Here is a 12,250-nt window from a genome sequence, read left to right as displayed (position 1 = left end):
ACATTGATGAGAGCATGCGGGACAAAATTGAAAACAATATTAATAAAATGCAAAATATCTCGAAATGCCATGTCGCAATTCAGATACTGGCATTTGTCAACCCGCGCTCACAGATTGTTTTTTTGACGTGGGAGAACCCACGTCGTATTTGTCCATTAGACCGTCGCATTCAGAACATACTGATGATAGTTTCCACGCAAGAAATTGATTTTCCGCAAAATGGAGCATGGTCACCGTGAGCAAAACTCCCAAGAAGCGTTCAATAGTATTTTTTATGGTTCCTCAGTTCACGATGCTGCCCTTTACAGCAGCCGTGGAAACATTGCGTATCGCCAATCGTATGCTTGGCTATGACGCTTATGAATGGCGTCTTGCCTCCATCGACGGGATGAAAGTCACCTCCTCAAGCGGCATCGCGCTTGAAGCAAATACGTCTCTTGCGGAAGAGCGCAAATGTATTGGCGGCGAGAACCGACCGAGCATGGTGTTGGTCTGTTCCGGGATCGACATCGATCAATATGTGAACAAGTCGGTCAATGCCTGGCTGCGAGAGGTCAACAATCGCGGCATTGCGGTCGGTAGTCTCTGTACGGGCGCACATGTGCTTGCCCAGGCGGGACTGCTGAATGGCAAGCGCTGTGCGATCCACTGGGAAAACCTTCCAGGCTTTTCCGAGGCTTTTCCGCAAGTGGAAGTCTATGCCGATCTCTATGAGGTGGATGGCAACATCTACACCTGTGCGGGCGGAACGGCTTCGCTTGACATGATGCTGAACCTGATCGGTCAGGATTTCGGCGAAAACCTCGTGAACCGGGTCTGCGAGCAGCAGCTGACGGACCGTGTCCGCAATCCGCACGATCGTCAGCGCCTGCCGCTTCGTGCCCGTCTTGGCGTGCAGAACGACAAGGTTCTGTCGATCATCGAGTTGATGGAAAGCAATCTTTCAGAGCCGCTCTCGCTTCTCGACATTGCCGAGGGCGCGGACCTGTCTCGCCGACAGGTCGAGCGACTGTTCCGTCAGGAGATGGGCCGTTCGCCTGCACGCTACTATCTCGAGATCAGGCTTGATCGGGCACGTCACCTTCTGGTGCAGTCGGCCATGCCGGTGGTGGAAGTCGCAGTTGCCTGTGGTTTCGTCTCTGCCTCGCACTTCTCCAAGTGTTATCGCGAAATCTACAACCGCACGCCGCAACAGGAGCGTGCGGAACGCAAGCTCGTGATCAGTGCATCGAGAATGCTGGCTGCCAGCAGCCAAGGCAAGGCTGCGCATTAAGCGCGGCCAGCGTCCAAGATACCCGGCGATTTCCTGATCGTCAGAGCGAAGCTTTTCCGTTGCGAAAATCGATCTCGAGTTTCGCAACGGCCTATGCTGCATCGAGTTTAGCATGGCGCATTGCCCCTCTCTGCAGCCGATTTACTCCGATCCATTTCTGTATACAGACTTGTTGGAAGCGTAGATTTTCCCTTCCGCCCAGCAGCTTTTGCGATTGCCGTTCACCGTTTGCCGCAGGTTCTCCAGATAGAATAGTAGCTCGCTCTGTTTTGCCTGCTTTTCGACCGCGCCCTTATCCTTTCTCCCAGTTTCACCAGTTCGGGACATCCAGGAAGCTCTTCCGCAGAAGAGCGTGGGCAGAAGCAAGTGTAGCGCGCTGCCTGTGTTTTCCCGACCCATATTTCAGAACTTAATAATATGTAAAACTCAACAAAAGGAGCGTTGACAGTTCGTTTAACTATGTTAGTTTTTTTGTGCGATAAAACATAAATAAAGTTTAATCAAACATTCGCATGTAGGTTCATGTAACCTCCTTAGGAGAACGAAATGAGGAAATCTCTTATTCTGGCCGGGTTTCTCGGCCTGTCCCTCTGTGCCTTTTCCGCACAGGCCGATGAAAAGCCGCTCTTCATCACTGTTGTGAAATCTACTGGATTCAACTGGTTCAAGCGGATGGAAGTCGGCGTCAAGGAGTTCGGCAAAGAGAACAATGTCAACGCTGTGCAGGTCGGACCATCGAAGGCCGATAGTGCAATGCAGCTTCAAAGCCTTGAGGATGATATCTCCCAGAAGCCGAAGGCGTTGATGGTCGTTCCGCTCGAGGCGCAGTCGCTCGAAGCAGCTCTTGGTAAAGCCAAGGAACGCGGCATGATCGTCGTGACCCATGAGTCCGCTGACATCAAGAATGCCGATTACGATCTTGAGGCATTCGACAACGCCGCTTATGGCCGTCATTTGATGGAAGAGATGGCCAAGCGCATGAATTATGAAGGCCAGTATGCCGTCTTCGTCGGCAGCCTGACGCAAACCACGCACAATGCCTGGGTGGATGCGGCGATCGCGCTGCAAAAGGAAAAATATCCAAAAATGGAACTCGTCGGCACCAAGAACGAGAGCCATGACGACGTCGCGAAGGCCTATCAGATCACGAAGGATCTGCTAAAAACCTATCCTAAGCTCAAGGGTATACAGGGCTCGGACGCTCTCGATGTCGTTGGCGCAGGTCAGGCGGTCGAGGAAGCGGGCCTTGGCGGTAAGCTCTCCATCGTCGGCACCAGCATTCCCTCCTATGCGGGCGATCTCATCAAGGCAGGCACTGTCAGTCTTATCACCTGCTGGGACCCGGCTCTTGCCGGTGAAGCCATGAACAAGGTCGCGCTGCTTATCAGCCAAGGCAAGAAGATCACCGACGGCATGGATCTCGGCGTTCCGGGATACGAGAAGATCACGCTGTCCGGCAAGGTCATCTACGGCTCGGCATGGCTCGACATGGACAAGTCGAACATCGACAAGTACGACTTCTGATCGTCCGGACATCATCGAGATGGCACCGTTCCTGAGCCTGCAAAAGATCAGCAAGACCTTTTCGGGCGTACATGCACTGCGCGATGTCGACTTCGACATCGAACCCGGCGAAGTCCTGTGCCTGCTCGGTGAGAACGGCTCAGGCAAGTCCACTCTGATCAAGACGCTATCGGGCATGCACAAGCCCGATAGCGGTTCGATCCTGCTGCGCGGAGAACCACAGGAAAACTGGGGACCCGAGCAGGCGCTTTCCGCAGGGATCGAAGTGATCTACCAGGATTTTTCGCTCTTTCCGAACCTCTCCGTCATGGAGAATATCGGCCTGGCGGAAGCCGCCGGCAAGCGCCGCTGGTTTGCAAGCTGGGGTACCATGCGCCGCCGGGCGAAAGCTGCCCTCGCCCGCATTGGTACTGATATACCGCTTGATAAGCCTGCCGAAGAACTTTCGGTGGCACAGCGGCAGCTTGTCGCGATCGCCCGTGCGCTCGTCGGCAACCCCTCCCTCATCGTAATGGACGAGCCGACGTCGGCGCTGACATTGCGCGAAATCGGGCGCCTGCTCGACATCATCGAGCAGCTCCGCGCCGATGGCGTCGCGGTGATCTTTGTCAGCCACAAGCTGGACGAGGTGCAGAAAGTGGCGCAACGCGTGATCGTCATGCGCAATGGCGAAAAGGTTCACGACGAGCGGGCGAGAGAGTTCGACCGCGCCGCACTTGTGCATCGCATGGTCGGTGTCGATATTCCGCAAAACCGCCGCGACACGAAAACGACAGAAGGTCCCGTGGTCCTGGAGGTGTCCGGGCTCCAACGCGCCAATTACTACAGAAATATTTCTTTCTCGTTGCGCGAAGGCGAGATACTCGGTCTGACCGGACAACTCGATTCCGGCCGCACTGCCTTGGCGCTTTCCCTTTACGGAATGTTGCCGCCCGACGCAGGCAGGGTCGTCCTCGATGGAAAGCCAGTCGCGGTCGATAGCATCCGCCATGCGCTGGCCAGCGGAATAGGCATGGTGCCGGAAGACCGTCTGACGGAGGGGCTTTTTCTCTCCCGTTCAGTGGGCACCAATCTCGCCGCCGGCAGTCTCTCCTCTCTCTCCGGTGCTTTCGGCATCATCGATGAGGATCGCGTAGACAGCTTCGGGAGGGACTGGATCAGCCGTCTCTCCATCAAGACACCGAATGCCGATGCGATGGTGCATACCTTGTCCGGCGGCAACCAGCAACGCGTGGTTCTCGGCAAGGTGCTTGCCCGCAAGCCGCGGGTCGTCGTGCTCAACGGACCAACCGTTGGCGTCGATGTCGGCTCGAAAGAGGAAATCCACCGTATCATCGAAGCGATGAGCGCAGAAGGTGCGGGCGTCATCGTGGTCTCCGACGACACCGACGAAATCATCAGGCTCTGCGACCGTCTGCTTGTCATGAGCGAAGGTGAGATCGTGGAAACCATCGCAGGCGCAGAACTCAATGCCACGCGACTATCAACTCTCGGAAAGGAGGTCTAAGCCATGGCGATCAAAGAGACATCACCATCTGCCGCCAGGCACGGCTGGCCGACCATATCGCTCGACAACAGGGCGATCGCCTTTCTCATGTTGATCCTGCTGTGCATCGTTACAGCGGCGATCAATCCAGCCTTTCTCTCGGTCTCCACCCTGTTCGATACGTTGCGCAACCTGACCGTGATCGGCATCTTCGGAATGGCGGCCCTGATCGTGATGCTGACAGGAGGCATCGACGTCTCCTTCCCCGCGATCGGTGCGGTGACGGCCTATGCCACGATCAAGTATTTCGTCGACAACAGCATCGATGCACCGCTGATCGCGATCTATGGCGTGGCGATGCTGCTCGGCCGTTCCATCGGTTTGATCAACGGCCTCTTCGTCGCGCTGCTGCGTCTTCCCGCACTGATCGTCACGCTCGGCATGTCCAGCCTTCTCTATGGCTTTTCGCTATTCTTCCTTGGCTCGCAAAATATCTTTCGCGTGCCAGCCAGTCTCTCCTCCTTTTCCCGTACAGCGCTGATGACGTGGGAGGATGTTTCCGGGCGGACCTTATCGCTGCATCCTGCCGTTTTGATTTTCGTCGGCGTCTGTGTGCTGGTCGGCCTTATGCTGCGCTACACGATCATCGGACGCGGCCTCTACGCGCTTGGAGGCAACCGGGAGTCGGCGCGGCGCATCGGCTTGCCGGTGAAAACCATCGAGATTTTCGCCTTCGTGGCAGCCGGGGTCCTGGCGGCGATGGCTGGCATCACCCAGTCCATGTTTTTCCGCAATGCCAATCCCGGCGCCTTTTCCGGCATGGAACTCGATGTCATTGCCGCAATCGTCCTTGGCGGTGCATCCGTGACCGGTGGTCGTGGCAGCGTTGCAGGCGCAGTCATCGGCCTCACCTTCGTGGTGCTGTTAACCTCGAGCCTCGTTTTGATCGGCATTCCGGCGGCTTGGCAGAAGGTCTTCGTCGGCGCAGCACTCCTTTTGGGCGTCGGTGTCGCAGGTCTGCGTGCGACCCGCGCGCAGGCCTTTGCACCCATCCCCTTTTCCAGAATGAAAGGTTGAGCCGGTGAGGAAGCTATTTTCGCCCATCAAAGGCCGTGACCCATATATCGTCATTCTGGCTGTCTCGACGGTACTCGCCTTCGCAGTGATGGCCGTCACTGTGCCCGACCGCTTTCTTCATGTCGACAACTTCGCCTCCATGGCCATTCAGTTGTCGGAACTAGGTCTGTTTTCGGTTGCCATGGCACTTTCACTGATCATCGGCGGCATCGATCTCTCGGTCGTCGCAGTCGCCAATCTCGCGGCGATCGTGGCCGCGCTGGTTATGCGCTTGATTGCAGCGGACGACGCCTCGCTGGCGATGCTGATCATCGCCTTTAGCTGCGGACTGGTTTCCGCTCTTATGATCGGCGTCATCGTCGGGCTCATCAACGGCATGCTCGTCACCCGTCTCGGTGTCCCCAGCATCTTGGCAACACTGGCCACTATGACGCTGTTTACCGGCATCTCTTTCGGCATCACCGGCGGCAGCGCCATCTCTGGACTGCCTCAGGGCATTGATCAGCTGGGACGGGCAAGCATCTTCGCGATCCCGGCGCCGTTCATCGCCTTTGCCATCATCTGGTTCGCTGTCGATCTGATGCTAAGAAAGACGAGACTTGGCACGACGATGATGCTCGTCGGCGCCAGTCTCAAGGTTGCGCGTTTCTCAGGGATCGCGACAGGCCGGATTATTCTGGTTACGCATCTTCTCTGCTCGGTCATCGCCGCATTGGCGGGTTTCATCAGCCTGCTGCGCATGAATTCCGCCAATGCCGATTACGGTGGGACCTACGTTCTTCTTGCCATCCTCGTCTCGGTTCTCGGAGGCATATCTGTAGCCGGTGGCGCGGGCCGTATGATCGGCGTGCTGCTCAGCCTCGTCCTGCTGCAGTTCCTGTCGACCGGCTTCAACATGCTGCTGCTCTTCGTTCCGGACGGCAATTTCTTCCGTGACTTCGTGTGGGGCGTTTTGCTGCTGGCAATCATGGCCCTATCCCATCCCTTGCGCCGTGGGAAAAGCTGATAATGGTTCTTTATCAGTCAACCAGGAGCGCAAAGCCATGAACACGCCCAGCAATCGAAAAGCCCATATTCTTGAGAAGATTTCTTCGGGCCAGCTGGTCTCGGTAACCGAGATCGCATCGGACCTGAAGGTGTCGGAAATGACCATTCGCCGAGACCTCGCCGAACTTGAGAAGGAAGGCCTTCTCAAACGCGTGCATGGCGGTGCCGTCAGCACCTTCGGCCGAGGCTATGAGCCGCCCTTCATATTGCGCAACGCCCAGGCCGTGGCCGCCAAGAATGCAATCGGCGAGCTTGCCGCAAGCCTCGTATCGGAGGGCGACAGTATCGCGCTCGATGTCGGCTCCACGGCCGCGGAAGTGGCGCGACATCTTGCCGGACGGCGAGGCCTGACCATCGTGACGCCGAGCCTGCGTGTCGTGGAGCATTTTGTCAGCAACAAGGATGTCCGACTGATCGTTGCCGGAGGCATCCTTCGCTGCGGTGAAGGTTCGCTGGTCGGCGAGCTTGCCTGCCAGACCTTCCGGAATCTGTTTGTCGACAAGCTGTTCCTCGGTGTTGGCGGCATCAGCTGCGAGGCGGGCCTGACCGACTACAACTGGGACGATGCGCTGGTGAAGAAAGCGATGATCAAAAGCGCCAAGGAAATCATCGTCACCGCCGATGCCAGCAAGTTCGATCGCACCGCCTTTGCCAAGATCGCCGAGATCGATGGCTTCAACACCCTCATCACCGACCGCGCTCCTCCCAAGGATATCGCCGAGATATTTGCCCGCAAGGGCATCGCGGTCCACATCGCCAACGCAAGAGCGAAACCGGAAGAACCCGATCGCGACGCACAGACAGCATAAACAGAAAAGCGAGGACTAATCCATGCAATGGCTCCAGAAGACCTTCAATGTCGAAAAGCCCATCATCGCGATGTGTCATTTCCAGGCGCTCCCGGGCGACCCAGGCTACGACGCCGTGGGCGGCATGACCAAGGTGATCGATAAGGCACTGGCCGATCTCGTCCATCTTCAGGAAGGCGGCGTGGACGCCATTATGTTCTCGAACGAATTCAGCCTTCCCTACCTCACCAAGGTACGGCCTGAAACGACTGCAGCCATGGCGCGCATGATCGGCGAAATGATGCCTTCAATCAAAGTGCCTTTCGGTGTCAACGTTCTTTGGGACCCGATCGCATCGATCGATCTTGCCGCCGCGACCGGCGCGGTTTTCATCCGCGAGATCATGAGCGGTGTCTATGCCTCGGACTTCGGTCTCTGGAACACCAATGTCGGCGAAACAATACGCCACAAGATACGCCTCGCTCCGGATCTGAAGATGCTTTTCAACATCGTTCCGGAAGCTGCGTCCTATCTCGGGAACCGCACGATTATCGACATCGCCCGGTCAACCGTCTTCAACAACCGCCCCGATGCACTTTGCGTCTCCGGCCTGACGGCAGGCGTGGAAACGGATACCCAGATACTCGCGAGCGTCAAAAAAGCCGTTCCAGACACCGTCGTCCTGTGCAACACAGGCTGCCGTATCGACAATGTCGAGCGCCAACTTTCGGTGTCGGATGGCGCTGTCGTCGGATCGACATTCAAGATCGATGGCGTCTTCGAGAACGCAGTCGATCCAGCGCGCGTCAAGGCATTCATGGATAAGGTCAAGTCGATCCGTAGCGTTTCACGGGCCGTGGCCTGATGACGGGAGACAGAATGATGGCCATCGATGAAAAGAACCTTGCTCGCATCGAGGCATGGACACGCGATCTTTGCTTGATCCCAGGACTGTCGGGCTTTGAGGACCCGGTTGCGGACTATATTTCCGCAGCGCTCCCCGATACGCGTATCGAGCGCCATGTCGACACCATGGGCAACCTGACGCTCACCGTCAGAGGCAGCGACGCGGAGGCACCGTCGGTGATGGTCTTCGCCCATACAGACCAGCTCGGTCTCATGGTGCGACGCATTGAAGCCGACGGCTTCGTGCGGGTCGAAAGGCTCGGCGGCGTGCCAGAACGGGTGCTGCCAGGACTGAAGATGGTCATCATGAACCGCCAGGGAAAGCAGATCCCTTGCGTTATAGCCGTTAAGGCTCATCACGCCACACCCCAGGACGAGAAGAGCCAGGTGCTCGGCTATGAGAAGCTGTTTCTCGATCTGGGCGTTTCCTCGGCGGAAGAGGTGCGCGCGCTTGGAGTCGATATCGGTGCGCCGGTCACCTATACCCCGTCTTTCGACCGGCTCGCCGGCACGCGGATCAGCGGCACGGCGATCGATGATCGCGCTGGCTGCGCCATCCTGATGGATCTTGTCCAGCGCGTGGTCGACAAACCGGTACCGGCAACGCTGCATGCCGTCTTCTCCGTCCAGGAAGAGTTCAACCTGCGCGGCGCGATGCTGGCGGCGGAACGGTTGAAGCCTGATGCGGCTATCTCCATCGATCTGATGGTGGCGGCAGACACGCCGGATCTTCCTCATCGCGGCGAGCTGAAACTCGGCGGTGGTCCGGCGCTTGGTCTCTACAGCTTCCATGGCCGCGGAACGTTGAACGGAACGCTAGCCCATCCGGCTCTTCTCAACCATTTCGAGGTGACGGCGGAGGCTTTGTCCATGCCGCTCCAGCGCAGCGCACATACGGGCCTCTTGACGGACTCCTCCTATGTCCAGCTGGTTGGCGAAGGTATCCCATCAATGGATATCGGTTATCCGGCACGCTACACCCACACACCCATCGAAATCTGCGACCTGACCGATCTCGAACAGATCGCGGCCCTGCTCGAAGCGTCTCTGGCAGGAATGGCCAAAGGCTTCTCCTTCGCGCGCCGGAGATATGCATGCGCTACCTCCTAGGGGTCGATATCGGGAGCTTTTCCTCCAAGGGCATCCTGCTTGACGAGGAGGGCAAGATCATCGCCATGGCGCAACGCAAACATGAAATGCGCGTGCCGGCGCCAGGCAGGGCAGAGCATGATGCGATCGAAGACTGGTGGGATGGTTTCAAAATCCTGACACGCCAGTTGCTGGTGGAAAGCAATATCGACCCGGTCGATATTGCCGCCGTCGGATGCAGTGGCATCGGACCTTGCGCCTTGCCGGTGACGGAGGATGGCGTGCCGTTGCGTCCAGCGATCCTGTACGGCGTCGATATCCGCGCCGAAGAAGAAATCGATGAACTCAACACAGAACTCGGTGCCGAGGCGGTACTTGCGCGCACCGGGAATCCGCTGACGACACAGTCCGTCGGCCCGAAAATACGCTGGTTGAAGAAACACGAACCGGAGGTTTACGCCCGCACCGAGCGGATCGTCGGTTGTCCGACATTCCTCGTCCATCGGCTGACGGGCCGGTGGGTTGTGGATCACTACGGTGCCTCCTGTTACACGCCGTTCTACGATCTTGCCGCCAGCACCTGGCACGTCGATACTGTAGAACGCGTCTGCCCCATCGATTGGCTGCCGGATATTGCGTGGACAACGGATATCGTCGGCCATGTCAGCGCGGAGGCCGCGCGTGAAACCGGCCTTGCGCCAAATACGCCCGTCATTGCAGGCACCATCGACGCGGCAAGCGAAGCGGTCAGCGTGGGTGTACGACAGCCTGGCGATCTGATGATCATGTACGGGACGACCGCCTTTTTTATTCAGGTCAACGCGAAACTGGTGACGGATTCCCGCTTCTGGGCCGCTCCCTTCCTTTTTGAAAACACCTGGAGCGTGATGGGTGGACTGGCGACCGGAGGTGGCCTCACACAATGGTTTCGCAAGGAGTTGACCGGGCTCGAAGACAGCGATCGGGCTTTCGAAATCCTGGCACAGGACGCTGCTGCCAGCCCGCCGGGCGCCAATGGTATATTGACCCTCCCCTATTTTAGCGGCGAAAGAACGCCGATCAACGATCCGCGTGCAAAAGGGCTCATCTTCGGGTTGACCCTTGCCCATAGCCGTGGCGACGTCTATCGCGGACTGATCGAAGGTATTGGCCACGCCATACGCCACAATCTCGATACCTTCGCCGAAGTCCAGCCAGCAGAGCACATCTATGCCGTGGGCGGAGGCGTCAAGAACGACGTGTGGACGCAAAGCGTCAGCGACATTGCGGGCGTGCGCCAACAGGTGCGACGTCATACTGTGGGTGCTGCACTCGGTTCAGCGTTTCTTGCGGGACTGGGTGCTGGCGTCTTCCAGCAAGACGATATCGAAAGGATCAACCCCGCCGAAGCGGAAATCGTGCCGGATATTGCCAACAGACAAGGCTACGACGCGGATCATATCGCCTTCCAGACGCTCTATCGAAACAATCGCGACCTTATGCAGCGATCTTGATGCTATTTGGTGTCAAGGAGACCCTGAACAGAACATCTCCTGCATGACAAAGGCCCGCTGCTGCAGCGGGCCTTTGAGCTTTGACAAGCATATTCAGACGTGACCAAGACGGTCTATCTGCTTACTTTCCGAAAATATCCAGACCGCTGCCCCAAGGACCATGCGGCTTGTCAACACCGTCGGTGCGCTCAAAGCCATGGGCACCGAAGAAGTCGCGCTGGGCCTGGATGAGGTTGGCCGTGCCGCGACCGCGACGATAGGCGTCGAAGTAGCCGAGCGCGGAAGCGAGAGCCGGAACCGGCAGGCCGGACAGGATGGCGTGCGAGACGACATGGCGCAGCGGTGCGTCGGTGTCCTGAACCATCTTGGCGAAGGCTGGCGTGACGATCAGGTTCGCGACATGCGGATCCTTGGTGAAGGCGGAGGTGATCTCATCCAGGAACTGCGAGCGGATGATGCACCCAGCGCGCCAGATGCGGGCGATGGTGGGCATTGGCAGATCCCAGTTGAACTCCTTCGAAGCCGCAGCCATGACGGCAAAGCCCTGCGCATATGCGCCAATCTTGGCGGCAAGCAATGCGTTTTCCAGATCGTCGATAAAGGCCTGCTTGTCTGCGGGCACGGCCAGCGCCTTCGGAACGCCGAAGATCTTCTCGGCGGCTTCGCGCTCATCCTTCTGGGAGGAGAGAATACGGGCTGCGACGGCGGCTTCAATCGCCGTTGCGGCCACACCCATGTTCTGAGCCTCGATGACGGACCACTTGCCGGTACCCTTCTGCCCTGCCTTGTCGAGGATCAAATCCACCATCGGCTTGCCGGTGATCGGATCGGCGGCACGCAGCACCTTCTCGGTGATCTCGATCAGGTAGGAGTTCAGGCGGCCCTTGTTCCACTTGCCGAAGACATCGGCAATTTCGCCTGCGCTAAGCTTCAGGCCATCGCGCAGGATACCGTAGATTTCAGCGATCATCTGCATATCGGCATATTCGATGCCGTTATGGATCGTCTTGACGAAATGACCCGCGCCATCATTGCCGAGCCAAGCGACGCACGGATCGTTATCGTATTTCGCTGAGATCGAGGTCAGTACCTTCTCGACGCGCTTCCAGCTCTCTTCCGTACCACCGACCATGATGGACGGGCCATGACGCGCGCCCTCTTCACCACCGGAAACGCCCATGCCGATAAAGGTCAGGCCGCTGTCTTTCAGATTGTCGAATCGGCGGATCGTATCGCGGAAGTTGGCATTGCCCGCATCGATCATGATGTCGCCATTTTCGAGATAAGGCTTCAGAATTTCCATCTGCTGATCCACAGGATCGCCGGCCTTGATCATGATAATGATCGGGCGCGGCGGGCGAATGGCGGCAACGAAGTCTTCAATGGTTTCACAAGGAATGATTTGTCCCTGCAATTCGCCGGCCTCGGCATAAAACTTCTTCGTTGCTTCCGGGGTTCGGTTGAAAACGGCAATCTTGTTGCCTTTTTCCGCGATGTTGAGCGCCAGGTTCGAGCCCATGACGCCAAGACCGATCAAACCGATTTCTGCCTGTTCCACGGATGTGTC

The 12,250-nt window shown here is 57.7% G+C and carries 10 protein-coding genes; 9 read left to right on the top strand and 1 reads right to left on the bottom strand.

All coding sequences use genetic code 11. The features are described from left to right. Nucleotides 1-226: 226 nt before the first annotated feature. The 9 genes from QE408_RS15570 to QE408_RS15530 all read left to right on the top strand — a co-directional run bounded on the left by QE408_RS15570 (nt 227) and on the right by QE408_RS15530 (nt 10,683). Nucleotides 227-1,273, top strand: coding sequence for a GlxA family transcriptional regulator (locus QE408_RS15570; RefSeq protein WP_306932733.1), 1,047 nt, complete (start codon nt 227-229; stop codon nt 1,271-1,273). A 546-nt stretch (nt 1,274-1,819) separates the two neighbouring features. Then, a complete protein-coding gene (locus QE408_RS15565; RefSeq protein WP_306932731.1) occupies nt 1,820-2,797 on the top strand; it encodes an autoinducer 2 ABC transporter substrate-binding protein in 978 nt (325 codons plus the stop codon). A gap of 19 nt (nt 2,798-2,816) precedes the next feature. After that, nucleotides 2,817-4,304, top strand: coding sequence for a sugar ABC transporter ATP-binding protein (locus QE408_RS15560; protein WP_306932729.1), 1,488 nt, complete (start codon nt 2,817-2,819; stop codon nt 4,302-4,304). 3 nt (nt 4,305-4,307) lie between these two features. Continuing rightward, nucleotides 4,308-5,360: an ABC transporter permease gene (locus tag QE408_RS15555; RefSeq protein ID WP_306932727.1), complete on the top strand. Its 1,053-nt coding sequence runs from the start codon at nt 4,308-4,310 to the stop codon at nt 5,358-5,360. 4 nt (nt 5,361-5,364) lie between these two features. Next, on the top strand, nt 5,365-6,366 hold the full coding sequence (locus tag QE408_RS15550) for an ABC transporter permease (RefSeq protein WP_306932725.1): 1,002 nt from the start codon (nt 5,365-5,367) through the stop codon (nt 6,364-6,366). 37 nt (nt 6,367-6,403) lie between these two features. After that, nucleotides 6,404-7,216, top strand: a complete 813-nt coding sequence (locus QE408_RS15545; protein ID WP_306932723.1) for a DeoR/GlpR family DNA-binding transcription regulator — start codon at nt 6,404-6,406, stop codon at nt 7,214-7,216. 22 nt (nt 7,217-7,238) lie between these two features. After that, complete coding sequence (locus QE408_RS15540; RefSeq protein ID WP_306932721.1) at nt 7,239-8,060, top strand: BtpA/SgcQ family protein; 822 nt, start codon at nt 7,239-7,241, stop codon at nt 8,058-8,060. A gap of 14 nt (nt 8,061-8,074) precedes the next feature. Next, entirely contained in the window at nt 8,075-9,211 is a 1,137-nt protein-coding gene (locus tag QE408_RS15535; RefSeq protein WP_306932719.1) for a M42 family metallopeptidase, read from the top strand. Further along, nucleotides 9,196-10,683: an FGGY-family carbohydrate kinase gene (locus QE408_RS15530; RefSeq protein WP_306932717.1), complete on the top strand. Its 1,488-nt coding sequence runs from the start codon at nt 9,196-9,198 to the stop codon at nt 10,681-10,683. The genes QE408_RS15535 and QE408_RS15530 overlap by 16 nt, the downstream gene beginning before the upstream one ends. Before the next feature lie 121 nt (nt 10,684-10,804). On the opposite strand, the gene gndA is transcribed toward QE408_RS15530, so the two are convergent. Next, a complete protein-coding gene (gene gndA / locus QE408_RS15525; RefSeq protein WP_306932716.1) occupies nt 10,805-12,241 on the bottom strand; it encodes an NADP-dependent phosphogluconate dehydrogenase in 1,437 nt (478 codons plus the stop codon). Nucleotides 12,242-12,250: the final 9 nt, after the last annotated feature.

It is taken from the genome of Agrobacterium larrymoorei (genome assembly GCF_030819275.1).
Classification (GTDB): Bacteria; Pseudomonadota; Alphaproteobacteria; order Rhizobiales; family Rhizobiaceae; genus Agrobacterium; species Agrobacterium larrymoorei_B.
Note: the sequence above shows the minus strand (reverse complement) of the source record. Positions and strands in the feature narration are given on the sequence as shown.